Raw genomic sequence first — 23,806 nt, forward strand, 5'->3', positions numbered from 1 at the left:
TGAATCTCGCCGAAATCGCAGGTTAAAACGTCCGGCTGGCTGTCAGTGAATGATTGATGATTTCGGTGATCTTTTCAACGTGATGGTGCAAAAAGAAATGATTCCCCTCAAAGTAATAGGCTGTAAAGTGTCCTGAAGTATGATGTTTCCAATCGGATACATCTTCCTTGCTCATGGCGTCTTCTTTTCCGTTGAGAACGGTAATGTCGCAATCTATTTTGCTGTTTCTTTCTTGATAGATATAGTTTTCTACCATTTTAAAGTCGCTTTTGAGAATGGGGATAAACAATTCAAATAGCTCTTCATGATTGATGAGCTCCTCAGGCGTTCCCCCGAGCTCGACAATTTTTTTCTTAAAAATAGGATTGGGCAAGGTATGCAGTTTTTCTGTCTTTCTGATCCTGTTTGGCGCTTTATAGCCCGAGAAAAAAATGTGAACCGGTTTTTCAGCTCCCGCCCCGCTCATTTGATAGTAAAGTTCATATGCCAAAAGGCTTCCCATGCTGTGCCCGAAAAGAGCGTAGTCGTCACCTTTTCGTTCAGCTTGAACCTGCTCAAAAATGTCTTGAACTGCTTCTTCAAGGCTTTCGTAACAAGGCTCGTTGAAACGCCGGCCCCTTCCCTTCAGCTGAATCGGACAAATCTCAATGTCGGGCTGCATATGGCCTTTCCAGGAATAAAATGCGGATTCGGATCCGCCGGCGTAAGGCAGGCAAAATAATTTCATTTCTATCATTCCCTTTCGTTGTAGATATTTTTTGGTGAATAAGCCGTTAATCGACGGATACGTCAGCCGTCCGGTTCACCGCTAAAAACTTCGGAAGGATAATCATGTAGAAAACGCCAACAGCAATCAGGCTTCCCCCGACTAGCCAATACAGGCTTTCAAGCGCGATCCATGCCGGGTAAAGCCAAGCAATAAACAGAAGGGTCAGCGACTGTGAGAGCATCATAAGCGGATGAATCCACCCCTGTACCCTTCCCATCATTTTCGGATTGACGATGCTTGGTATCCATCCTCCGATGGCAACGTTGATGCTTGGAAGAGAAACCGCGATAAAGCAGGAGCAGACCATATACAGCCACAAACTTTTAACCAGGGAGCCGGAAATCGTGGCACAACCGCAAACAATCAGCGCCAGGATCAAAAGTTGATAAAGCTTCAATTTTTGAGAAAGCAAGGATGCGGCGATGCTTCCCGCCAAAAACCCCGCACCGAAAACAATGCCGAGTACAATCGACATTTCTTCATAGTTTCCAGGTGCAAGCTTGTATTTTAGTATAAACACCTGCATGACCGAGAGCCCCCCATTGACAACTCCGAAAAGGACGAATCCGGACACGAGGGCAAGCAGCAATTTATGGTTGAGAATATAAGTAAAACCAAGTGTGAAATCTTTCCATATACCAGCGATATTCAGCTGTCTAATGGAATGTTTTCCATTTGGCATGCGGACGGCATCGGAGATCCGGCAGGCTTGAATCAAAAGCCCGCTCAGTGCGAAGCTGGCTGCATCAACCATGACGGCTCCTTCAACTCCAAGCGTCCAATAACAAAATACGCCAAGCCCGTTTCCGAACAGCATAAATAAACTGGCTACCATTTGATTCAATCCGACGGCCAGCGAATATTCGTTTTCAGATAATATTCCTTGAATAAGAGAAGTTTGGGCAGGGGTGAAAAAACTTTTAACGGCGTTTCTTAAAAAAAGAACGGCAAATGTAAACGGCATCCATTCAAGATAGAGCGACAGCAGTAATACAATAGATAGTCCCATACAGATCCAGTCGCAGTTTTTGGCGATTTTCTGCCGGTCAAACTTATCCGCGAAAACACCGACGAGAAAAAATACAGCCAATGTAGGCAATGACAGCATCAGCTCGGTCATTGTGGCATATGCAGGCTGATTGGAAAAACGGTCTAGAAGGTAAAACAAGAGTGCAGTGAGTCCGATGATCCCTCCCATTTGTGAGGTAAAGGATGCGAAGAACAGCAGCGCATAATTTTTATTTTGAAAAATAGAAAACATTTTTTTCATAGGCGCCTCCTAATTTGTATTGAGACAGACGGCTCCATTTGTTATTCTGAAAAAATAACATCATTCTAATTTTCCGTCTCTTATCACATTGATTTTCATTTTTAAAACTACACTTCTATCATTTAAAGTGTCGCAGATTGAATTTCCCAATATAAAATCGCTGCTTCTCATAACGATTGCAGCCGTCTTTTTAACCCCCCGTTTCTTCTTTCAGATAGTATTCTCTAGCAAAGTGGAAGGGAAATCCCCGATCGCTCCCCTTCAAATTTACAAAGAAGTAAATTTATGAAAAGTAATTCTAAGGTTATAGATTCGTCCTATTTCAACAATATCCTCTATCTTATATTCATTTTTTTAGAAAATGTCCTTTTTAAAAAGTAATTACTATATCAAGAAAACAAAAAAACGCTTCCGATATGGAAGCCGAAAGACTCAGCATACCGGAAGCTGTTTAGATGTTCATTTTTTTATGAAATTGTTATCCAGCACTTCGATCACCGAAGAAGTCGTTTTTGAACGGTCTTTTGTTTGCTGTACCAGTTTGATGATGTCTTGGTATGCCTGCTGCGCTCCGAGCACCAGCAAAGGAACCCCGATCGGATCGATTTTCAGCCTCCTTGAAAATAAACCGCCGAATGTCATCGCAATGGGCACAGTCGGAGACGTGTTTGAAAAAATGACTTTTTCCTGCAGTTTTCCGCTTTTTTCAAACAGCTCGAAAACGCCCAGCATGGCTGGAATGACCGCTTTTGATGATCCTCGGCCGATCGTGTACACCTGGTGGCCTTCTTCATCTAGACCGTGAAAAATTAATTTTCCCATTTCCTTCGGACTTAATTGATTAAAACAGTCGGTGCTTAAAATTTCGTTTTTCGTCGGTTTTCTGCTGAATGGGAGCTTTTTCAGATGATAAGCGGCGGCAAGCGCAGATGAATGAGTGCCGCCGTAACAGTTGTATATATAGATCAACATGCTCACCCTCTTAAATGTCTTTAGTTTTAATGTGACCCAAATATACAATCTTATTTATACCGTGTTTCCAAAACTTCTTTAACAGCTGAGACATACGCTTGGAACGTCTCATTTTTAGAACTTGCCCGCGTCCACAGGCCGAACTCCGAAAAAAAAGCCTCTCGTTGAGGCGTGCTGATTTCCAATTGAATGCTTTGACCTGTTTTGCATTGATTATTGATATTTTCGGGATTTCCCCCTGCAAGCCGGTGGCTTGGGCTGACCAGCTCCGCTGAAAAACCTTTGTTCTGCAGCGCTCTGACAATTGCTTTCGCCCCTCCGGTATCCGTTCCCCCCACAAGCGTATGTTCAACGATGTCATGATATCCATGAAAAGCCAGCGTATAGTTGTGCTCTTTGACCGCTTTGACGGCCTGCGGTTCATCAAAATTGTTGCTTGTGATGTGAAGATCCCAGTTTTGCGAGGGTTTGATTCCTTCGAATAAGTAAGTGGAATAATCGGCGCTGAAGGCGCGGACAAGTTCACTGACACCTCCTTCGATTCCTCCGCCGTGCGGCGAAAGAATCAACAGTTCGGTGCCCATGTCTGTATATTCGATTTGATAATCTTCTCCTTCTGTTTCATGTTCGGCAAGCTCGGCAAAATTGGCGTATTTGTCTGCGGATGAAGCGACGCTTTGCAGTGGAAATTGAAAGATGACCGTTAAGCAAATCCCCGTGACTAACCAGATGATGCAACGACTTTTCATCAATGGGTTCCATTCTTCCTGCACCATTAAGAAACTCCTTTTATCGTGTATTTTGTTGCGAGTATCACGTGATATCATGTTTCGGCCGGGATGAGAGAATCTCAATAAATGGTAAAATATTACTTCTTTTCGTCACCCAGTTGCCATTTTATATAAGAAGAACTGCATAACGAAAGCGACCTTTACCTTATTTTTCATCAGCGGCCGGCACGTGTTCCCGGAAGCACGGAATCTTTCGGCATACAGTATTTTTATATCGATTGCCTCAGACGGGACAGGTGCCTTCAGATCAAGCAAAGCCTATAGAAGGAAGCACAGGTTCGGTGCAGCGGTTTGAAGAGGGACAAAGTCTCCCTGTCTTTATATGATATTTTGAGCCTCTCTGACAGGAGATCATCTAAAAAAATGCAAATAAAAAAGAAACGGACATTTCCGTTCCTTTCAGAGACGATCATTTTTTATAGAAAGCGCTCCGGCCTGCTCGTTCAACCAGGGATGGGAAGAGCTGATAGAGTTTGCTGACTCCGTTCATCCAGCCTGGAAGATTAATTTCGCGCTTGTTCGTCATCATTGCCGAGACGACTTTCTTAGCAACCTGATCGGGATCAAGCATCCATCTCTCGACGTTTTTGACATAATCCCCTCTTTTATCGGCCGTCTTGAAAAAATCGGTTTGAATCGGTCCAGGATTGACCGTTGTCACGTTGACCCCTGTCTCGGCAAGCTCCATTCTCAAGCTGTTTGAATATCCGAGCACAGCATGCTTTGTTGCTGCATAAAGGCTTGACTTGGGCGTCGCTAATTTGCCCGCTTGTGAGGCGATGTTGATAATATGGCCTTTGTCTTGCCTGATCATATGCGGAAGTGCCATTTTCGTGCAGGCGATCAGACCGAATACGTTGACCTCAAACATCGCTTTCATATCTTCAAGGGAAGCGTCAAGCGCGCTTTCGAAAATACCGAATCCCGCGTTGTTCACAAGAATATCAACCGGACCGGCCTCTTGGAACGCCGCTTTAATGTCATCCGTCCGGCTGACGTCCAATGCGATGATGCGGCATTTTGCACCGGTTTCATCGGCGATGTTTTGCTTCAAAGCCATGAGGCGGTCTCTTCTGCGCGCAGCCAGAATAATCTCGGCTCCTTCCTTGGCGGCATGGTATGCGATCCGTTCGCCAAGTCCTCCTGAAGCCCCTGTAATCATCACGTTTTGCTCTTTCAACTTTTGCTGCATGTTCGTCACCTACTTTGCGTAATAGTACTCGATTCCATCGGCCGTTTCTGCTCCGATCCTCCCTTGGGATTCCAAATCGTCAAGCTGCCCAATCGTTTCTGACATCGTTAAGAACAGCTCTTTTTCATAGACTGCAGGGAACAGTTTTTGACATATCTGATAAGGTGAATGCGGTTTTTCAGAAAGGATGCGGTACACCTCTTCGGCTCTGTTTCGCTGCTTTTCCAGCCTTTTGGCGACAAGCTCATTCACTTTTGTGATTTCCTCCCCGTGGCCGGGATAAATAATATTGAGCGGAAGCTCCCGCAGCCTGCCGAGCGATTTCAAATAGTCCAGCAGCGGAGTCGGGCGCTTTTCTCCTTTTTGCGGCACTTCCAGAAGCGGATTTGAAGAAGACGGCTTTAACAGCAAGTCTCCTCCGAGCATGCTTCCAAGCTCCTCATGATAAAGGACAATATGTGAAGCGGCGTGTCCGGGCGTCTCAAGAACCCTCCACCCTTCAAGCCCGTCAATTTGCGCGCCTTCTGAAACGGTCTCTGTCAATGTCCGATTACAGGAAAACCGGTACGACGCTTTTACCGTAAGCCCCGGCGGCTTCATATCGCCGGGAACGCCGAATCGCTGAAACAGGTATGTAAAAAAGGCCTTTTGTTTTTCAATAAAATCGGGATTTTGGCTGATATACGGTTCATTGAACGGATGGCCGATGATGTTGACCCCTGCGGGGAATTCGTCCAGCAGTCCGGCGTGATCAGCGTGATGATGGGTCAGAACGACCTGGTCGATATCGTTTAATGACAGTCCCTGGCCGGCCAGCTCTTTCTTCAAAACGGCGGCCGCCTCCTTTGTATTGGGCCCGGCATCGATCAGAGTGAGCGCCTCGCCTCTGACCAAATAAATGTTGACGTCTCCGACTGCAAACGGAGTCGGCAATGAAATAGGAATGATTCTTGCGTCTTTCATCGTTTGATTCTCCTCATCCTGCGAATTGATGTTGATCATATTTTACCTTTTTCTCCCGCGCATGTCATTTTTGCTTCAAATGCCTGTTGACATTTCATCATTCCTCATAGCATAATGAACAACAAATATATGCAGGTAAATGAACGAAGACGCAATGAAGAGGAATAGTAAACAAGCAATGGCGAAAGAGAGTGAAATCCACGGCTGAAAGATTTCACAGCCCGCTTGCCTGTTGAACCTGCCCTCAGAGCGCTTAGGCAAACCTAAACGTATCCCGCGTTACGGGGCAAGAGCTGAGCATGTATATGCTAATGAAGGTGGTACCGCGAAACCTTTTCGTCCTTTGTGAAGACGGAAAGGTTTTTTTGTTTTTTAGAAGGAGGAATTCATAATGAAACGAATGGGATTTATCGGAGCCGGTTCGATGGCTGAAGCGATGATTAAGGGGCTTGTCAAAAGCGGTGCGATGGAGCCGGAAGCGATATTCGTCACGAATCAGTCGAATACGGCCAGGCTTCGTGAATTAAGCGAGACATACGGGGTATGCGGAGAAGCCGATACAGCAAAAGTCGCCGCCCGTTCGGATACACTCGTTTTGGCGATGAAGCCGAAGGACGCGGCGGACGGAATAGCCGCACTCCGCCCCTATTTGCGAAAAGATCAGCTGCTGATTTCCGTCCTTGCAGGCATTCCGATTCACACGATCCAGCACTATGCCGGGCTTGAGCTGCCAGTTGTAAGGGCCATGCCGAATACATCGGCCGCCATTCAAAAATCAGCCACAGCCTTTGCGGCAAGCCCGCTCGTGACGAAAGAGCTGATGCAGGAAGCGGCTGACCTCTTTGCGACAGTCGGAAGCGTTGCAATCGTTGAGGAATCTGCCCTTGATGCGGTGACAGCCGTAGCCGGAAGCGGCCCCGCTTTTGTTTATCGGTTTGTCGAAGCCCTGCAGGCGTCGGCTGCGGAATTGGGGCTTCCTGAAGAAACGGCGAAACAGCTGATTATCGATATGATGTCAGGTGCGGCTCAAATGCTTGAAACCGGCAGGAATCCTTCTGTCATGAGAAAAGAGATCACAAGCGCCGGAGGGACAACGGAAGCAGGCCTTCGGGTGCTTGACGACCATCAGTTTGAACAGATTGTCATATCCTGCGTCAAAGAAGCGGCGAATCGTTCTGCGGAAATCAGGGATATGTTTGCGGCCAAAATTTAAAAAAACCGGGAGACAGCGTGTCGCTTGTTCCCGTTTTTTCCCCAAGCGGTCCCGTCCGTATACTTAGAGAAGCTTGTGTATCGCCAGCCGGAGAATATCGGGCAGCTTTCCGAATGAAAACGGCACATGGAGGCGTTCCGTCCATTTATGAGGGTCTTTGCCGGCCGGCCCGATATTGATGACTGGCATAAACAGTGCGTTTTCTCGTCCTTTAGGCAGTGAATAGCCGTGTTGAAACAGCGGCATATTTGATGTGAACGCATCGACAGACTGCTTTTGCAGCTGAAGGTAGCTTAAATCAGACAAGCCGGGAAAATATTGGACTTCTGTAAATTCAATACCGTACCTGTCGGCCGCATACTGCTTCACTTCTTTCATCACATTTCGGATCAAAGGATCGTCCTTTGAAGAAACAGCCGGATAAAACGGCGGACTGTAAAACAGAACGATCATCGGAGCATCTTCTTTGCAGAGTGAAGCCAATTCAGAGACGATTTTCGTTGAAAAATCGCGGTCTCCCAGCTCGCCCCTGTTGGCAAATGCAAAGTTAAGTATGCGTTCCGCCTCGGGCTTCCCGGCCTTTTCCTTTGCTTTGTTCCACAGCTCCTCAAACGTCAGCACGGAAACGGTCGGGTTCATTGGCGTGAATGCTTCAAACCGCTGATATTCGGCCGTTTTATGCTCAATATTTGTTTGAATATTGGCGGCCGCTTCCTTGGCTGTGTCAAGCAGCATGCGATGGAGCTCGGCGGCGGAACGCTGCATCATCAGTAAATTAAAGAGCGACACCGCTGCGTGAGGAGTCTGAACCGAGTACGCCTCCTTCAAATCTTTTTGCATCAGATTGGCCGGAGGAGGCGTCACCTCTCCGTCCGCTTCTTCGCAATAGTCGACGTTTAATTCGAGCAGCCTGTTGATTTCGGACACCATTAAATTCGAATTCACCCCTGCAAACGGCTCGCCGACATGCGTCTCAACCCCTTTGCAGAAAAATCCGGCAAGCGCTTTGCCGATGCTGCCTGAATAGACGTACTGCTTCGGATCTCCCGGATGTGTTTCAAACATCGGCTCACAATTTAAGCACGATGTATAATGAAGGCCAAATTTTTTTTCCAGAGCTTTCAGTGCGGGTACTGCTTCAAGCATCCCCTGTGAATTGACTTCTTCGTCCGGAACCGTAATTAATAGAAGGTTTCCGTCAAATTCTCCGTTCATCGCCCGTTCCAGCATCGAAAATTGAACAGCAAGACCCGCTTTCATGTCCATGCTTCCCCTTCCAAACAGCCATTCGCCGCTTTCCAAGTCTCTTCTGACCCGTTCGGGCAAAAGTTCTTTTTTATCATTTAATACATCCATGAGTTCCGGGACTTTGCATGCCATATGTTTGAATTCTCCGTAGTCTGCCGTATCGACCACGTCAAAATGGCTCAAGAGGAGCACCGTATTTGATTTCTCTTCCTTTTTGACGAGGGCGGTTAGAAAATAACGCCCGTCTTCCATCGGGTGAAGCTTTAAGTATTCAGGATTCTTTTGAAAGTACGAACGCTCCTTTAATATATCATGCATATACTTCGCAAGCGCCACTTCTCCGGCCGTGCCTGAGATGCTTTCGTATTGAACTAGAGAAATGAGCAGCTGTTTCAGTTCTTCCACTGTCTGCCACTTCATAAAGCAAACCCCCTCTTTCGCTGTTTTCCGCCAGATGTATGCAAATATCGTATTTAGTAAAAATTAGAATGTGAACAACTTTATTGTACTGAACATTCTTATATATGGAAATGACTTGAGCAGTTTATATGACGAGAATGGACAGAATTGGTATAATCGAGGCGAAAACTTACGGGAGGCGAAAAAATTTGAGTAATCGAAAACTGTTTACACCATGGAGTTTAAAAGGAGTTACACTAAAAAACCGGATTGTCATGTCGCCGATGTGCATGTATTCCTCCCATGAAAAGGATGGAAAAGTGCAGCCGTTCCACATGACCCACTACATCTCCCGCGCCGTCGGACAAGTCGGACTGATCATGGTAGAAGCTACCGCCGTCACCCCAGAGGGAAGAATTTCCGATCAGGATCTCGGTATATGGGATGACGCGCATATTGACGGACTTGCCGCATTAACGTCACAAATCAAGCCGTACGGCAGCAAAACGGCGATTCAGCTGGCGCACGCCGGAAGAAAAGCCGAGGTCGAAGGTACAATCTACGGGCCTTCAGCTCTTCCTTTCGACGAAAATTCGCGAATACCTGTTGAAATGACAAAAGAAGACATAAAAGAAACCGTTCAGGCTTTCAAAAAAGGAGCTGAACGTGCGAAAGCCGCCGGCTTTGACATCATTGAGATTCATGGAGCCCACGGATATTTGATCAACGAATTTTTATCACCGCTTTCCAACAAACGCGAGGATGAATATGGAGGATCACCGGAAAACCGCTACAGGCTGCTTCGCGAAGTCATCGACGCTGTAAAAGAAGTCTGGGACGGACCATTGTTCGTACGCGTTTCGGCTTCAGACTACAAAACAAAAGGCCTTGATGTCGCCGATTATGTCGGTTTCGCCAAATGGATGAAAGAACAGGGCGTTGATTTGATCGATGTCAGCTCCGGTGCCGTCGTGCCTGCCGACATCAACGTCTTCCCGGGCTACCAAGTCGGCTTCGCCGATACAATTCGCGCCCAAGCCGAAATCCAGACAGGTGCAGTCGGGTTGATCACAAGCGGCCTTCAAGCTGAGGAAATCCTCCAAAATGGACGCGCAGATCTCATTTTCGTTGCGCGAGAGCTGCTGAGAGATCCATACTGGCCGAAAACTGCTGCCAAACAGCTGAACACAAAAATTGAAGGGCCTGTTCAGTACGACAGAGCCTGGTAAGTTGCTGATATCCCGCCTCAAGGCGGGATATTTCTTTTTTTCAAACTCATGAGAAACGAACATCCTTGTTTGTGCGTCTTTCCTAATAGAACACCATATACAGAGAGAGGATGACCTCTATGACCATAACGGAAAGAATATATACAGTTGAAGGATGCATGTTTTACACAAAGCAGAGAAAAGGAAAAAAGAACGCAACCATTATTTTTGAAGCAGGCTACGGTTCTTCTTCAAAAACTTGGCAGCCCATTTTACCGGATATAGACGAAGATCTCGGCTTGTTTGCATACGACCGTGCAGGCCTTGGCAACAGCGGGCCGAGCAGCAGCAAAAGAACAGCGGATCAGATGGTAAAGGAACTGAAAGCGCTGCTTGCAGCAGCAGGCGTCAAACCGCCCTACCTGTTTGTCGCCCATTCGTTCGGCGCCGTCATTGCAAGGTTGTTTGCAAGCCGGTACAGCGATGAAGTCATCGGCATGGTGCTGCTTGATCCCGCTTGTGAAGATCAGGAGGAAAAAGTGCTGCCTCTTCTTCCGGAAACATTAAAAGAAGACTACAGCAAACAGTTTTCGATCGAAGGGTCTCATGAGGACTTTCAACAAAGCCTGGACATTCTGAAGCAGGAAAAGAAACACCTCGGTTCGGTTCCTTTGCTCGTCCTCTCGGCGGGAAAAAGGACGGAGACGGCGAAACAGGCTCATCACGAGTGGCTGAAGCTTCACAGCAGACTGCTGTCTCTTTCGCATCAAAGCGGCTGGATTCAAGCGAAAAACAGCTCGCATTTGATCCATCATGATGAACCCCACATCGTCCAGCTTGCGATCTATGATGTGTGGTATGCCGCACAGCAGCAAACATACGCCTATCAAGCCGCCAATTAAACAAAAAAACCAGCAGACATTCTGCTGGTTTTTGGTTATTTTGTTTCACGGTGAATCGTGTGCCTTTTCAGACGCGGAGAATATTTTTTCAATTCCAGGCGATCCGGATTTGTACGTTTGTTTTTTGTCGTAATATAATTGCGGTCCCCTGTTTCAGTACACGCCAATGTAATTTTGACTCTCATGTTGTCCTCCTCATCAAAACGTAATGATTACGCTTTATTATACACCATTTTAGAACCGTGTCAACAAAAAAAGCTTCCCGTCCCGCATTGCCGGAACAAAGAAGCTTCGAATGCCAATTAAGTTCTTTTAATCTCATGCTCATAAAAGTCAAAAGCTGCCACGGTATCAGGAAAGATCGCTTTCGCTTCATTGACCAGTTCAAGCACGTTTTCCCCCTGGTATCTTGCACTGATATGTGTTAAAATCAGTTCTTTTGCGCAGGCCTCCCGCGCTGTTTCCGCCGCTTGTTCTGAAGTGCTGTGATAATAGTCTCCGGCAAGCTCCCTGTCACCTTTCGCAAATGTTGCTTCATGGATGAGGACATCGGCTTTTTCGGCAAGCTTCTTCACATTCTCGCATGGCCTCGTATCTCCGGAAAAAGCGACAATCCGCCCTTTTTTCGGCGGTCCGATAAAGTCTGCACCGCGAATCTTCCGGCCGTCTTCCAATGTGACCGTCTCCCCGTTTTTCAGCTTTTGATAAACAGGGCCAGGCGAGACTCCGGTCTCTTTCAGCGCTTCGGCGTCAAGTGCGCCTGGAACATCTTTTTCCTGCACGCGGTATCCAAAAGCGGGGATGCCGTGAGATACGCTTCTCGCCGTCACGATAAACTGGTCATCTTCAAAGACTGTCCCTTCTTCAATCTCCTTAATCACAAGCGGGTATGTGACATGCGTCCCCGATACGTCAAGCGCCGTTTCAAGAAACGTTTTGATTCCTTGCGGTCCGTATACGGTCAGCGGACCTTCCCCTCCCTGGAAAGAGCGGCTGCTGACAAGACCCGGAAGCCCGTATACATGATCGCCGTGAAGATGGGTAATAAAAATCTTTTCAATTTTTCTGGGCTTGATCGATGTATGTAAAATTTGATGCTGTGTGGCCTCCCCGCAGTCAAACAGCCAAACAGACCGCCTTTCTTCTAAAAGCTTCAATGCGACGGATGTGACATTCCTCGTTTTTGCGGGGATGCCTGCTCCCGTTCCTAAAAATAATAACTCCAATATCCTTTCCTCCTGCTAAAAACTTCATCTATCACAAGCATACAGGAAGTCTGAGAAAAAAGAAACGCCGGCTTCACGCCAGGCTATGCAACTAAATACCCTGCCCGTTTTCAGTAAACTTTTCATACGATTCGATCTCAAATGTTTGCTTTAAGGGATTATTAGCTTTAAAATGAAGAAAATAAACTTAGCTTCGAATAAAGTGAGGTACGTTTAATTGAAAAAAGATCAAATGGAACCAAAAGCAGTTATCGTAATATTTGGCGCAACAGGGGATTTGGCAAAACGAAAACTATATCCTTCTATCCACAGGCTCTACGAAAACGGACAAATCGGGAATGAATTCGCGGTTGTCGGAGTCGGCAGACGCCCTTGGACAAATGAAGACTTTCGCAGTACCGTACAGCAATCGGTTTCGAAGTTTCCGTTAAACGAAAAGGATGTGGACGAGTTTACATCTCACTTCTACTACCATCCTTTTGATGTTACAAATTCCGGCTCATACCGGGAATTGAACGAACTTTTAGAGAAGCTGGAAAGTACATATGATATTCCGAATAACCGGATGTTTTACTTGGCGATGGCTCCTGAATTCTTCGGAACGATTGCAAAGTTCCTAAAATCAGAGGGTGTCACTTCAACAAAAGGCTGGTCAAGGCTTGTTATCGAGAAGCCTTTCGGGCATGATCTGCCGAGCGCAAAAGCCTTGAATCAGGAAATCCGTGAAGCCTTTACAGAAGATCAAATCTATCGGATTGACCATTATCTAGGAAAGCAAATGGTGCAGAACATCGAAGTCATCCGCTTTGCCAACGCGATTTTTGAGCCGCTTTGGACAAACAGATACATCTCGAACATTCAAATCACGTCAAGTGAAGATTTGGGTGTGGAAGACAGAGCGAGATATTATGAAAAATCTGGTGCGCTTCGAGACATGGTTCAAAACCACATTCTTCAAATGGTGGCGCTGCTTGCGATGGAACCGCCGATCAAGCTGAACACGGAAGAGATCCGCAGCGAAAAAGTGAAGGTGCTCAGAGCCCTTCGTCCGATTCGAAAAGACGAAGTCGATCAATTTTTTGTGCGCGGCCAGTATGACGCGGGCGTCGTTGACGAAAAACAGGTTCCGGCTTATCGCGATGAGCAAAATGTAGCAAAAGAGTCGAATACGGAAACGTTCGTTGCCGGCAAACTGCTGATTGACAACTTCAGATGGGCCGGTGTGCCGTTCTACATCCGGACAGGCAAACGGATGCAGAAAAAATCAACGCAGATTGTCGTCCAATTTAAAGACATTCCGATGAACCTTTATTACGGAAACGGCAACACGATGCATCCTAACCTGCTGGTGATCCATATTCAGCCGGATGAAGGCATCACCCTTCATTTAAACGCAAGGAAGCTTGGAGGCGGCACTTTTGCCCAGCCGATCAAGCTCGACTACTGCCATAACTGCGGGGACGGCATCAACACGCCTGAAGCTTATGAAAAGCTGATTTTGGACTGTTTGCACGGAGACGCGACAAACTTTGCTCACTGGGATGAAGTTGCGCTTTCCTGGAGTTTTGTTGATGCGATATCTCAAAACTGGGAGGAAAACAAAACCCTTTCCCCTAACTATGAAGCGGGCTCTATGGGGCCGAAAGCTGCTGATGACCTGCTCGCAAAAGACGGCTTTCATTGGTGGCCGCTTTAATAAAAAACAGCCTTCACATTGAAGGCTGTTTTTTATTTATGCTTTTAAGGCCTGTATTTCTTTCGGATGGCTTTTGTCCCGCTTCCACATCAGCTGAAGGACGAACAACAGAAGGAATATGCCGAGACCGATTATGTCGGAATAGCCCTCCGGATAAATCAGCAGGAGACCGCTCGCAGCCGCCAGTATTCTTTCAAACCAGAACACTTTTCTCATCCAGAATCCGACCATGCCCGCACCGATGGCGATCATTCCGGACAATGCGGTAAAGATCACCCAGAGAATTTCATACCAATGCGCGTCAATCATGAGAAGCTCCGGAGACAGGACGAATACATACGGGATGATAAAAGCGGCAATCGCAAGCTTTGCTGAATTGATCCCCGTTCTGATCGGCTCTCCTCCCGCAACACCAGCGGCGGCAAAGGCTGCCAAAGCAACGGGCGGTGTAATGTCAGCTACGATGCCGAAATAAAACACGAACAAGTGGGCCGACAGATCAGGAACATTCAGCAAAATCAAGGCTGGCGCGGCAATCGTCGACGTAATCACATAGTTTGCCGTCGTCGGCGACCCCATTCCGAGAACAAGAGCGGCGATCATTGTCAAAAAGAGTGAAGGCAGCAATGCGCCTCCTGCCAAATCGAGCAGACCGTTTGCAAGTTTAAGGCCGAGGCCCGTCTTTGTGACGACTCCGACGATGATGCCGGCGGCAGCTGTTGCCGCCGCAACGGAAAGCGCCATTCTCGCTCCTTCCGCGAGAGCCAGCACAATCCCTTTAAGGCCCATTCGCGTTTCCCTGTTGAACAAACCGACCAGGATCGCCAGAACGATCGAATACAATGCGGCATGCATGACCGTAATGCCCGACATTAACAAAAAGACGACCGAAACGATCGGAAGCAGCAAATAAATCTTTTTGAATACTTCCTTGCGGTTCGGCATTTCTTCTTTCGTCAATCCGCGCAGGCCGAGGCGCTTCGCTTCAAAGTGCGTCATAATCCAGATGCCTGTAAAGTACAAAACAGCCGGGATCATCGCGGCTTTCGCGATATCCCAGTACGTAATCCCTCCGCCGATGAACTCAACCATTAAAAAGGCGGCGGCTCCCATAATCGGAGGCATCAGCTGTCCGCCGGTAGATGCGGAAGCTTCGACTGCACCGGCAAATTCTTTTTTATAGCCCAGTTTTTTCATCATCGGAATCGTAAACGATCCGGAAGTGACGACATTGGCGACAGAGCTTCCGCTGATCGTTCCCTGAAGCGCGCTTGAAAAAATCGCGACTTTTGCCGGTCCGCCCGTGCTTCGCCCGGCGATCGCCACAGCAAGGTCATTAAAATACTGCCCCACACCGGTCCTGACAAGAAATGAACCGAACAAGATGAACAGGAAGATGAATGTCGAGGACACAGCGAGCGGCGTGCCCAAAATTCCTTCCGTCGTAAAATACATCGTCTGAACGAGCCTTTCCAGCGTCAGGCCGTTGTGAGACAAAAAGCCCGGCAGATACGAGCCGTAAAGGCCGTACAAAAGAAACAGGGCGGCGATGATCGTAATCGGCAGTCCGACAGCACGTCTCGTCGCTTCCAATACGAGCAGGACGGCCAACAGCCCGACATAAAAGTCAGTTTCCGTGATCAATCCGATCCCGCCTACAATCGTTTCATAATTGGCAACCCAATAAGCGCCGACGCCCGCTCCTAATACGGCTAAGATTGCGTCATACCAGGCGACTTTGAATTTGCCGGTCTTCCGTAAACCTTTTGTCGCCGGAAACAATAAAAAAATCAGACCGAGCGCAAACCCTAAATGAACCGACCTTTGAATTTGAGCCGGAAAAACGCCAAAAATGGCTGTGTATAATTGAAACAAAGAAAAAGCGAGAAGGCCGGCAAATGCAATGACCCCCGTCAACCCTTTGAGCTTTCTCGTTCCCGCTTCAGGATCGTATTTCTCCAGCAGTTCCTGCTGATCTTTTTCCGAAAGCTGCTCAGTCATTGATCTTCACTCCCCTCAGTTGTTGCAAGACATTTAGTTTTCGGACACTCATCCTTGTCCATGTGCCGGGGCGGATGTACCGCTTTAACTCATGTTCAGCGCCTGAATACTTGATCCTGTGATTCGCCCTCACCCTTCCGATCCGCATATCAATGAACGGAAAGGTCCTCTTCATGTCCGAAATGGTGTAGACACCGTTATTGATGACGAGCCTTTCACCTTGCTCCGCGTTTGCGGGCATTCCGACGGCCGGATCATGATAGGTCAGAGCGGTCTGCCGAATCATTCCTTTTTCCCACACATACGATTCGATCACTTCTGTCCGATGGATGGAATGCGTATAGATCACATCAAAGCTTTTCTTCTTTTGGAGGGGAAGAAAAGCGATGATCTCGCCGCTGTCCTCTTTCTCGAACACGACAGCGGTCTGATAAGGAATCAGGCATGCCGCTGCAAAAGCGGCAATGATCAGCGCCGGCACAAGCCGTTTTACAATTTTGAATTTCCTCATTTTCCCAAATCCCCTGCCGAATAGAAAAACGATAGACCGATGTTTCATTGCAACGGTCTATCGAGTGTCCTGACTTGTTCATCGTTTATCTGCCTGCGGCTTTACGATTTTTCTATCCCTTTTTCTTTGAAATATTTAGCCGCTCCCGGATGAATTTCAATATCGCCCAATCCTTCAAGCGCGGTTTCAGGCTTGATAAATTCGCCTTTGGCATGATTGATTTTATCGGCTTCAAACAGCGCTTTCGTCATTTTATAGACGGTGTCCTCATCCATCTTGTCGGATGCGACGAGCATCGCTTTGACAGCGACCGTGTTCACATCGCTCCCGATGCCGTACGTGCCTTTTTTAATCGTATCCTCAGCATAGAACGGATACTTTTCCATCAGCTTTTCCTGCTTATCCTTTTCAATATTTAAAATTTTGATTTTATTTTGTGCAGAAAGCCCTTCGACAGCGCCGGTAGGCGTTCCAGCCGTGATGAAGGCGGCATCGATCGCGCCTGACTGAATGCCGTCGGTCGACTCTTCAAAAGACAAGTTTTGCGGTTTGATGTTGTCAAAAGACATCCCGTGAACCTCCAAAATCTGCTTGGCATTAATATTGACCCCTGCACCAGCAGCACCCACGGAAACCGTTTTGCCGTTTAAATCTTCAATCGAATTGATTCCGCTTTTTTCTGTTGTCACAATCTGTACAGTTTCAGGATACAGGGCGGCAATCGCCTTGATTCCGTCAATTTTTTCTTTAAACATTTCTTTGCCTTCTATGGCATAAGTGGCAATGTCCGTCTGAGAAAAAGCGACCTCAGCTTCCCCTTTTTGCAGAGTTGCCATGTTTTCAGCAGAAGCCCCTGTAGTCTGCGTCGTAAATTTGTCTCCTGTTGCATCCTCCCAAAGGTTTGCAAATTGACCGCCGAGCGGATAATATGTACCGCCGGTTCCCCCTGTCAGCAGACTGTAGCTTTCTGAGCCTTTTGACGCAGATCCGCCGTCCTTATTTCCTGATGCATTGCCGCTTCCGCACGCTGCCAATCCCATGACAAGCGTCAGCAGCAATACAATCCATGATAAGCTTTTCCACTTTTTCATTCATTCTCCCCCTTTGCTTGTTGGACAAATAACAATCCTATCGTACCACGAAAAATGTATTAGTTGTCAATATATTGTTTTATTTCTAATTATTTAGTTAATTTTATGAGCAGCTGGTTCTAAATATGCGTACGGCCCCGGAAATTCCCGTCCGCTAAAGCGATGGTAGCCCACGATCCCCTCGGAGGACAAGCGTGCTGGAAGATTGCATGACAAAACAAAAAACCCGCGGTTATGCAGGTTTTTCATTTCCGAACATGGACGCTGGAAAACACAAACTTGTCGTAGCGATGCCTTGCAAAAGAATATTCAAACGGTTCACCTGTATTTAAAAAAGCGACCTGTTCAACTTCAAGAACCGGATCGTCAGGGGCGCATTCCAAGTGCTCTCGGTCGAGCGCATTCGACTTATCCGCCCTGATCTTCCGGTGCGAGCCGGCGATTGTCAGTTTCAGCGTCTCGGTGATGTGCCGGTAAACGGAGCCGTGAAGGACGTCTTCATTTAATTCAGAGATGACATTCGAAGGCATATACGTTTCTTCAATGACATACGGTTCACCTTCAACCTTTCTGAGCCTGATGATATGATACACCGGAACGGTCTTTTCGATTGACAATTGCTTAGCCACTTCATCTGAAGGGAATTCGACATCAAATTGAATGATGCGGCTTTCGATTTGTTTATTGGCGAGAAGCTTGGTCAGCCCGAGGTTTTCGCGGTCTGTCACACTGACGGGAAGCTGCTGAATCGATGATTTCACAATGAAGGTGCCGTGTCCGCGCTTGCGGTACAGCATGCCTTCTGACACGAGAATATCGAGGGCTCTTTTCATCGTCATTCTGCTGCAGGAAAATTCTTTGGCAAGAGAAAGCTCATCAGGTATGGGCTGATCAATCGGATAGTATTCTTCCTGAATCCGCCTCCTCATTTCGTTTGAAATATATTCGTATTTTCTCATGTTTTAACCACCATTACTAAGGATTCTGTATGCTTGTAACACCTTCCTTATCATTATATCGGTTTTGAAGCGGAAATAAAAAGATGGCCCAACAGACCATCTTTTAGCCCGAGTCCTTTTTAAAAACCGTTGTTCTCGGCAAGTTTCTTAAACCAGTATCCGCTTTTTTTAATCGTTCGTTCTCCGTTTTTGTCAAGGTTGACAGATACAAATCCGTAGCGGTTTTTATAGGCGTTTGTCCATGACCAGTTGTCCATGAATGTCCAAAGGTGATAGCCTTTGACATTCGCTCCTTCCCGAATCGCTCTGTGCAACCATTTTAAGTGTTCTTCGATAAACGCAATTCGGTAGTCATCGCGGATTATGCCGTCTTCGCCGCGGAAACGCTCTTCTCCTTCAACACCCATTCCGTTCTCAGAAATAAAGCATTCAATATTTCCATAGTTTTCTTTGACATTCATTAAAATATCATAGATTCCTTTTTCGTATATTTCCCAGCCGCGGTGGCGGTTCATTTTTCGTCCGGGCATTTCATAATGGTCAAAAAAACGCTCCGGCATAAAAGGCGCGTCCGGATGAGGCAGGTGCTCCTTCGCTTTCACCCGTCTCGGCTGATAATAATTGATGCCGAGCAGATCGACAGTGTGATTTTTGATCAGCTCCAAGTCTCCTTCTTCCATGACAGGCAAATAGCCTTTTTCTTTTAAAATAGCTGTTAAAAGCTGCGGAAACTCACCCTTAACGGCAGGATCAAGAAACGACTGGTTAAAGAAAGCGTCAGCTATTTCAGAAGCTCTTACATCTGCCGGGTGCTGGCTTCTCGGATAGGATGGCGTTAAATTTAAAATGATGCCGATTTTGCCGTCGCCTCCGTGTCTGCGGTAGGCTTCGACCGCTTTGGCGTTTGAAAGAATTTCATGGTATGCGACCTGGACGGCCTTTTGAAAGTCGACGATGTTCGGATAGTGAAAATCGTATAAATAGCCGCCTTCAGCAGGAACGATCGGCTCATTGTGGGTAAACCATTTTTTCACACGATCCCCGTACAGCCGAAAGCACGTTTCCGCGTATGAAACAAAGTGATCGACGACTTGCCTGTTTTCCCACCCGCCGATATGCTGGAGCGCAAGCGGCATATCAAAATGATAAAGGTTGACAAAAGGCTCGATCCCAGCTGCCAGCAGTTCATCGATGACTTGGTTATAAAAGGAAGCTCCTTCCTCGTTCAGCCTGCCTTTTCCTTCAGGAAACAGACGGGCCCACGAAATGGAGAAACGAAAAGAGTTGTGGCCGAGCTCCTTCATCAGCTGAATATCTTCTCTGTAAGTCTCGTAAAAACGCGAAGTCTTCTCAGGGCCTACTCCGTCAAAAAATCGGTTTGGCTCTTTTTCGTACCAGTGATCCCAAATGTTCTTTCCTTTGCCTCCTTCAGCCGCCGCTCCTTCAGTCTGGGTCGCGGACGCCGCCGACCCCCACCAGAAACCTTTTGGAAAACGGTATTGAATTTGTTCTAGCTGCAGTTCTGTTTTTGACATGTCATCAATCTCCTTTTAAAGTCCTAGCGTTGTCTGATCTTGTTCCGCTGCATTGATTTCCTGCTCTTTTTTCATATTCATCCGGTCGATGAATTTCAAAAACGGGAACCAGATCATAAAGACAACGGCTAAATTCACAATCTGAAGAATGCCGCCGGCAAGCGAATTGGTCGCCATCATTCCGCTGATAAAAATCGGCACAGTCCAAGGAATCGTGACCCCGGTCGGCGGCGGCACAAGCCCGGACGCCATCGCGAAATACGTAATTAAAGTGACGATCATCGGCGAGATGACCCACGGAATAAAAATGAGCGGGTTCATGACGATCGGCAGGCCGAAAATGATCGGTTCATTTACGTTGAAAATCCCCGGCGCCGCTCCGAGTTTTGCGACCTGCTTCATCTGCTTACTCTTCATAAACAGCAGGATGGCAATAATCACGGCCAGTGTCATGCCGGTTCCGCCCATTCCGACGGTGTACACTTCCATAAACTGCTTATTGATAATATGCGGAACTTCCCCTGTTGCGGTATAGCTATTCAAATTTTCGATCGAAAGCGTATTCCAGATCGGATCCATTACAGAGTTGATGATAATTTGCCCGTGGAGTCCGAAGAACCAGAGAAGCTGAGTAAAAAATATAGCAATCAAGGTCGGAATGATACCGCTTCCAAGACCGACAAGCGGAGCCTGTACCAGATTGTAAATTAAATCGTGCATATTCGTATTGAACGCTTGGGTCACAAGGATATTGATGACCAAGTAGACGGACAAGGTCATCACCGCCGGAATCAGCGCGGCAAAAGATTTTGCTACAGCAGGCGGAACGCCGGCGGGCATTTTGATCGTATAGTTTTTCTGGACAAAAAATCTGAAAATCTCCGCGGATGTAAAGGCGGTAATCATTCCGAGGAACATCCCTTTCGCACCGAGCCTGTCAATCGGGATGACGTTCGGAATCACTTCCCCTCCTTCGCCGTTTAATACAAACGGCGTCAGCAGAAGGAACGATGCCAAAGCGACGACTCCTCCAAAAACCGCTTCGACTTCATAAGTTTTGGATAAATAATACCCGATCCCGAACACGACGAAAACGGACATAATACTGATCGTTGCGCTCGGCGCTATGCTTAAAGCCGACTGGAACGTTTCAAGCGCCGATTTGCTCATCATTTTATTGAGAAACGGCAAATTGGTTAAAACGACAATGATCGATCCGAAAATGGTGAGCGGAAAAGCCAGCATAAACGCATCCCTCAGCACGCCTAAATACCGGTTGTTATTCAGCTTCCCGGCAATCGGCACCAAGAGGTTGCTCAATTTTTCAAACATGGTCTCTTATCCCCCTTCGATTTTGCCATGCAGTGCGAATCATAGATTTTTCTCTTTGAATAATTCCAATAATTCGGACACAAGTTCCTTCATCGTGAGCGTCGACATCAAATGGTCCTCCGCGTGCAAGAGCAGCAAAGAGAACTCACTTTTTTTCCCGCCCGCTTCTTTTTGGATCATTTGAAAATGAATATCATGGGACTGCTGCAAATCGTCTTCAGCCTGGTGCAGCATCTCCTCTGCTTTCTGAACGCTGCCGGCACGGTATGCCCTGATGGACTGAATGACTTTGCTGCGGGCGTTTCCGCTGTGAAGAATGAGCTGAAAGCAAATTTGTTCGCCTGTTAATTCATCGAGTTTTAATTTTTCCATCATCATCAATCTCCGATCAAGCTGAGCGCCTGTTCATAAGCTTTCTTTCCGTCTGCCATTCCGTAAGCCATCATATCAATCACATCAACCTTAGTACCGTACTGTTCTGCTTCCTTCTGCAGCTCGCCTTTTAAAAAGCTCATTTGCGGGCCGATGAGAACGACGTTTGCCTCTGCCATCTCTTTTTTCGCCTGGTCCTGTCCGACCGCCCAAATTTTTGCCTCGTCACCGATTGAATGCGCGTATTCCTCCATCTTGGTGACAAGGAGACTTGTCGACATACCCGAACTGCATGCAAGTAAAATCTTCTTCATCGTCATCTCCTCCTTTATTAAAACGCTTTCACACAACTATTATTATATCTTTTTATTTTTAAATGTCTAGACAATTAAAAATAAATGTATGTATTTATTTTGAATAATAATAAACCCCTCTTCTTTCAAGAGGGGTTTTTCAACAAATTATCGGGCGTATTTTTTGAACAGCTGAACTGCTTCTTTAGGCACGTAGAAGGATCCATTGCTTTCAACAATCACGCTGTCTAATTCATATTCCTTTCCGTTGATTCTGATGAGGTTTTTGTTCACCGGCATTTCGGCTTTCGCTTTTTTGCGCGATGCGACAAGAACTGGATTAGCCGGATCTTTCTGGTCAATCGTTACGCTGGCTCCGGCTTTTTTAAATGCCTGTTTTGCTTCGATAAATAATTCGTTTGTTAATTTGTCTAAGTTGAAGCCCATTGCTTTTGCCATCGTTTTGGCGATGCCGGTGTTATCGACGAGCCCCTGCGGCTTTTCGGGACCGTACGAATACAGGAAGACGTCTTCACCCGTATGACCGCCTGTTGTGAATCCGATGTTGGCTCGGTTGCTGAGCAGCTTGGTGAATAATGAAGCCGCTTCTTTTTTGTTTTTCACGCTTTTCAGCTGTTCCTTCTCTGCCGGCGTTAAATTAGAAAGTCCGTAAAGCTTTGCCGCTTCTTCGATATTCGATAAGTCGTCTTTTAATTTGCCGGTAGCGCCTTCTACCGTCATTTTAGCCTTTTTCAGCGGATCGATATAAGCTGATACCGGTGTTGTGTCATAGCCTTTCGTCGTGTTGCTGTTGCCGATGGAGATCCCGCTGTTGCCGTGGTCTGAGACGGCAATAACCATTGTATGTTTGTCTTTTTTAGCGAATTCAAGCGCTTCTTTCACCGCGTTATCAAACGCCAATACATCGCTGATCATGCCGATCGGATCGTTTTGGTGCGCTGCCCAGTCAGGCTTGCTTCCTTCCACGAATAAAAAGAAACCGTCCTTGTCTTTCGAAAGCGTCTGAATCGATTTTTTCGTCATCTCTGCAATCGTCGGCTGCTCTGGATGCGTTGTGCGGCGATCCATGTCATACGCGAGATCGCGCTGTGAGAATGCGCCCCAAATTTTTTTCGATTTTGACTTGAGGAGCTGATCTTTCGTTTCAACGAAATCGTACTTTTTATCTTTGAGCACTTTGACAAGATCTTCACCGTCTTTGCGGCTTTTATCCTCTGTACCCGGTTGAAGCGATTCTTTTCCTCCGCCAAGGACAACGTCCATGTTTTGATAAACCTGCTGTTCACCGAGCACTTCAAAATTATTGCGGTCCTTATGATGGCCGGAATAGCCGGCAGGCGTGGCATGCTGAATTTCAGAGGTTGCAATGATGCCAGTTGCTTTTCCCTTCTGTTTGGCGCCTTCCAGCACGTTTGCCACAGGCCGGTATTGATCTTTTTTACCGACCTTCTCGACACCTGGTGTATTCACCTTTGAAGGCAGCACTCCGATATAGGCAGAATTTGATTTTCGTCCCGTTGCCATTGCAGTTGCTGCAGGTGCAGAATCAGTGATCGCCGATTCTGCCGAATGCGTCCGGACACCGCCGCTGACAATCTGGTCCATTGCGAGCGGTTCGCCTTTATACCAGCGTGCCAACGTTGTTGCAGAAGAGCTTGTTCCATCCATGACCATCATGATGACGTTTTTGACCTTCGGTTCTTCCTTTTTTTTCGCTGTTTCCATTGCCGCACTGCCTGTTCCCGCCGATCCTAAAGCGACTGCGCCTGCCAGTGTAATGCCGACGATTCTGTTGCGTAAGAAACCCATTCTTATGTACTCCCTCCATAACCGCTTTTTGTT

General features: G+C 47.0%; 22 protein-coding genes and 1 other annotated feature. Of the genes, 4 read left to right on the top strand and 18 right to left on the bottom strand.

All coding sequences use genetic code 11. The features are described 5' to 3' along the window. Positions 1-22: 22 nt before the first annotated feature. The 6 genes from KI350_RS10285 to KI350_RS10310 form a co-directional block, all read right to left on the bottom strand. Entirely contained in the window at positions 23-727 is a 705-nt protein-coding gene (locus KI350_RS10285; protein WP_020452080.1) for a thioesterase II family protein, read from the bottom strand. A 46-nt stretch (positions 728-773) separates the two neighbouring features. Then, a complete protein-coding gene (locus KI350_RS10290) occupies positions 774-2,039 on the bottom strand; it encodes an MFS transporter (protein WP_020452081.1) in 1,266 nt (421 codons plus the stop codon). A 459-nt stretch (positions 2,040-2,498) separates the two neighbouring features. After that, the gene (locus KI350_RS10295; protein WP_041817455.1) at positions 2,499-3,008 is read right to left on the bottom strand and encodes a DUF3189 family protein; all 510 of its coding nucleotides are present in this window, start codon (positions 3,006-3,008) and stop codon (positions 2,499-2,501) included. A gap of 53 nt (positions 3,009-3,061) precedes the next feature. Beyond that, positions 3,062-3,784 carry a poly-gamma-glutamate hydrolase family protein gene (locus KI350_RS10300; RefSeq protein ID WP_080646604.1) on the bottom strand — a complete coding sequence of 241 codons (723 nt, stop codon included), beginning with the start codon at positions 3,782-3,784 and terminating at the stop codon, positions 3,062-3,064. A gap of 427 nt (positions 3,785-4,211) precedes the next feature. After that, positions 4,212-4,994: an SDR family NAD(P)-dependent oxidoreductase gene (locus KI350_RS10305; RefSeq protein WP_020452084.1), complete on the bottom strand. Its 783-nt coding sequence runs from the start codon at positions 4,992-4,994 to the stop codon at positions 4,212-4,214. A 9-nt stretch (positions 4,995-5,003) separates the two neighbouring features. Next, the gene (locus tag KI350_RS10310) at positions 5,004-5,957 is read right to left on the bottom strand and encodes an MBL fold metallo-hydrolase (protein WP_041817457.1); all 954 of its coding nucleotides are present in this window, start codon (positions 5,955-5,957) and stop codon (positions 5,004-5,006) included. A gap of 145 nt (positions 5,958-6,102) precedes the next feature. Further along, positions 6,103-6,304 (top strand) — a binding site (T-box leader). A gap of 44 nt (positions 6,305-6,348) precedes the next feature. Between KI350_RS10310 and proC the strand changes: the two genes are divergently transcribed. Beyond that, a complete protein-coding gene (gene proC / locus KI350_RS10315) occupies positions 6,349-7,170 on the top strand; it encodes a pyrroline-5-carboxylate reductase (protein ID WP_020452086.1) in 822 nt (273 codons plus the stop codon). Between the two features lie 63 nt (positions 7,171-7,233). Here the strand turns inward: proC and KI350_RS10320 are convergent, their stop codons facing one another. Then, positions 7,234-8,838: a M20/M25/M40 family metallo-hydrolase gene (locus tag KI350_RS10320; protein ID WP_020452087.1), complete on the bottom strand. Its 1,605-nt coding sequence runs from the start codon at positions 8,836-8,838 to the stop codon at positions 7,234-7,236. A 137-nt stretch (positions 8,839-8,975) separates the two neighbouring features. Between KI350_RS10320 and namA the strand changes: the two genes are divergently transcribed. Further along, positions 8,976-10,046 (top strand): NADPH dehydrogenase NamA, encoded by a 1,071-nt coding sequence (gene namA, locus KI350_RS10325; protein ID WP_116758571.1) that lies wholly within the window; start codon positions 8,976-8,978, stop codon positions 10,044-10,046. A gap of 119 nt (positions 10,047-10,165) precedes the next feature. After that, positions 10,166-10,927 (top strand): alpha/beta fold hydrolase, encoded by a 762-nt coding sequence (locus KI350_RS10330; RefSeq protein ID WP_145654050.1) that lies wholly within the window; start codon positions 10,166-10,168, stop codon positions 10,925-10,927. A 35-nt stretch (positions 10,928-10,962) separates the two neighbouring features. On the opposite strand, the gene rpmG is transcribed toward KI350_RS10330, so the two are convergent. Together rpmG and rnz are read right to left on the bottom strand one after the other, a co-directional pair. Then, complete coding sequence (rpmG, locus tag KI350_RS10335; RefSeq protein WP_003183271.1) at positions 10,963-11,112, bottom strand: 50S ribosomal protein L33; 150 nt, start codon at positions 11,110-11,112, stop codon at positions 10,963-10,965. A 117-nt stretch (positions 11,113-11,229) separates the two neighbouring features. Beyond that, entirely contained in the window at positions 11,230-12,153 is a 924-nt protein-coding gene (gene rnz, locus KI350_RS10340) for a ribonuclease Z (protein WP_020452090.1), read from the bottom strand. Positions 12,154-12,385: 232 nt separating this feature from the next. On the opposite strand from rnz, the gene zwf reads away from it, so the two are divergent. Next, on the top strand, positions 12,386-13,849 hold the full coding sequence (gene zwf / locus KI350_RS10345; protein WP_041817458.1) for a glucose-6-phosphate dehydrogenase: 1,464 nt from the start codon (positions 12,386-12,388) through the stop codon (positions 13,847-13,849). Positions 13,850-13,885: 36 nt separating this feature from the next. On the opposite strand, the gene KI350_RS10350 is transcribed toward zwf, so the two are convergent. The 9 genes from KI350_RS10350 to KI350_RS10390 all read right to left on the bottom strand — a co-directional run bounded on the left by KI350_RS10350 (position 13,886) and on the right by KI350_RS10390 (position 23,773). Continuing rightward, complete coding sequence (locus tag KI350_RS10350) at positions 13,886-15,850, bottom strand: TRAP transporter permease (protein WP_059231908.1); 1,965 nt, start codon at positions 15,848-15,850, stop codon at positions 13,886-13,888. Beyond that, complete coding sequence (locus tag KI350_RS10355; RefSeq protein ID WP_059231906.1) at positions 15,843-16,361, bottom strand: DUF1850 domain-containing protein; 519 nt, start codon at positions 16,359-16,361, stop codon at positions 15,843-15,845. Before KI350_RS10355 ends, KI350_RS10350 begins: the two co-directional genes overlap by 8 nt. Before the next feature lie 101 nt (positions 16,362-16,462). Beyond that, on the bottom strand, positions 16,463-17,452 hold the full coding sequence (locus KI350_RS10360) for a TAXI family TRAP transporter solute-binding subunit (RefSeq protein WP_145654049.1): 990 nt from the start codon (positions 17,450-17,452) through the stop codon (positions 16,463-16,465). A gap of 245 nt (positions 17,453-17,697) precedes the next feature. After that, positions 17,698-18,411, bottom strand: a complete 714-nt coding sequence (locus KI350_RS10365; RefSeq protein WP_065643271.1) for a GntR family transcriptional regulator — start codon at positions 18,409-18,411, stop codon at positions 17,698-17,700. Positions 18,412-18,530: 119 nt separating this feature from the next. Then, positions 18,531-19,946 (bottom strand): glycoside hydrolase family 1 protein, encoded by a 1,416-nt coding sequence (locus tag KI350_RS10370; protein ID WP_145654048.1) that lies wholly within the window; start codon positions 19,944-19,946, stop codon positions 18,531-18,533. A 15-nt stretch (positions 19,947-19,961) separates the two neighbouring features. After that, the gene (gene celB, locus KI350_RS10375; RefSeq protein WP_035338357.1) at positions 19,962-21,278 is read right to left on the bottom strand and encodes a PTS cellobiose transporter subunit IIC; all 1,317 of its coding nucleotides are present in this window, start codon (positions 21,276-21,278) and stop codon (positions 19,962-19,964) included. Between the two features lie 39 nt (positions 21,279-21,317). Then, positions 21,318-21,650, bottom strand: coding sequence for a PTS lactose/cellobiose transporter subunit IIA (locus KI350_RS10380; protein ID WP_145654047.1), 333 nt, complete (start codon positions 21,648-21,650; stop codon positions 21,318-21,320). 5 nt (positions 21,651-21,655) lie between these two features. Beyond that, positions 21,656-21,964 carry a PTS sugar transporter subunit IIB gene (locus KI350_RS10385; RefSeq protein ID WP_020452099.1) on the bottom strand — a complete coding sequence of 103 codons (309 nt, stop codon included), beginning with the start codon at positions 21,962-21,964 and terminating at the stop codon, positions 21,656-21,658. Between the two features lie 147 nt (positions 21,965-22,111). Beyond that, a complete protein-coding gene (locus KI350_RS10390) occupies positions 22,112-23,773 on the bottom strand; it encodes an alkaline phosphatase (protein WP_145654046.1) in 1,662 nt (553 codons plus the stop codon). Positions 23,774-23,806: the final 33 nt, after the last annotated feature.

The sequence above is a fragment of the Bacillus sp. J41TS8 genome (genome assembly GCF_018333035.1).
Taxonomy (GTDB): Bacteria; Bacillota; Bacilli; order Bacillales; family Bacillaceae; genus Bacillus; species Bacillus paralicheniformis.

Coding starts and splice junctions, on each gene's coding strand:
- KI350_RS10285 (WP_020452080.1), bottom strand. CDS start 727: ATGAAATTATTTTGCCTGCCTTACGCCGGCGGATCCGAATCCGCATTT.
- KI350_RS10290 (WP_020452081.1), bottom strand. CDS start 2,039: ATGAAAAAAATGTTTTCTATTTTTCAAAATAAAAATTATGCGCTGCTG.
- KI350_RS10305 (WP_020452084.1), bottom strand. CDS start 4,994: ATGCAGCAAAAGTTGAAAGAGCAAAACGTGATGATTACAGGGGCTTCA.
- KI350_RS10310 (WP_041817457.1), bottom strand. CDS start 5,957: ATGAAAGACGCAAGAATCATTCCTATTTCATTGCCGACTCCGTTTGCA.
- proC (WP_020452086.1), top strand. CDS start 6,349: ATGAAACGAATGGGATTTATCGGAGCCGGTTCGATGGCTGAAGCGATG.
- KI350_RS10320 (WP_020452087.1), bottom strand. CDS start 8,838: ATGAAGTGGCAGACAGTGGAAGAACTGAAACAGCTGCTCATTTCTCTA.
- namA (WP_116758571.1), top strand. CDS start 8,976: ATGGACAGAATTGGTATAATCGAGGCGAAAACTTACGGGAGGCGAAAA.
- KI350_RS10330 (WP_145654050.1), top strand. CDS start 10,166: ATGACCATAACGGAAAGAATATATACAGTTGAAGGATGCATGTTTTAC.
- rpmG (WP_003183271.1), bottom strand. CDS start 11,112: ATGAGAGTCAAAATTACATTGGCGTGTACTGAAACAGGGGACCGCAAT.
- zwf (WP_041817458.1), top strand. CDS start 12,386: ATGGAACCAAAAGCAGTTATCGTAATATTTGGCGCAACAGGGGATTTG.
- KI350_RS10350 (WP_059231908.1), bottom strand. CDS start 15,850: ATGACTGAGCAGCTTTCGGAAAAAGATCAGCAGGAACTGCTGGAGAAA.
- KI350_RS10355 (WP_059231906.1), bottom strand. CDS start 16,361: ATGAGGAAATTCAAAATTGTAAAACGGCTTGTGCCGGCGCTGATCATT.
- KI350_RS10360 (WP_145654049.1), bottom strand. CDS start 17,452: ATGAAAAAGTGGAAAAGCTTATCATGGATTGTATTGCTGCTGACGCTT.
- KI350_RS10365 (WP_065643271.1), bottom strand. CDS start 18,411: ATGAGAAAATACGAATATATTTCAAACGAAATGAGGAGGCGGATTCAG.
- KI350_RS10370 (WP_145654048.1), bottom strand. CDS start 19,946: ATGTCAAAAACAGAACTGCAGCTAGAACAAATTCAATACCGTTTTCCA.
- celB (WP_035338357.1), bottom strand. CDS start 21,278: ATGTTTGAAAAATTGAGCAACCTCTTGGTGCCGATTGCCGGGAAGCTG.
- KI350_RS10380 (WP_145654047.1), bottom strand. CDS start 21,650: ATGGAAAAATTAAAACTCGATGAATTAACAGGCGAACAAATTTGCTTT.
- KI350_RS10385 (WP_020452099.1), bottom strand. CDS start 21,964: ATGAAGAAGATTTTACTTGCATGCAGTTCGGGTATGTCGACAAGTCTC.
- KI350_RS10390 (WP_145654046.1), bottom strand. CDS start 23,773: ATGGGTTTCTTACGCAACAGAATCGTCGGCATTACACTGGCAGGCGCA.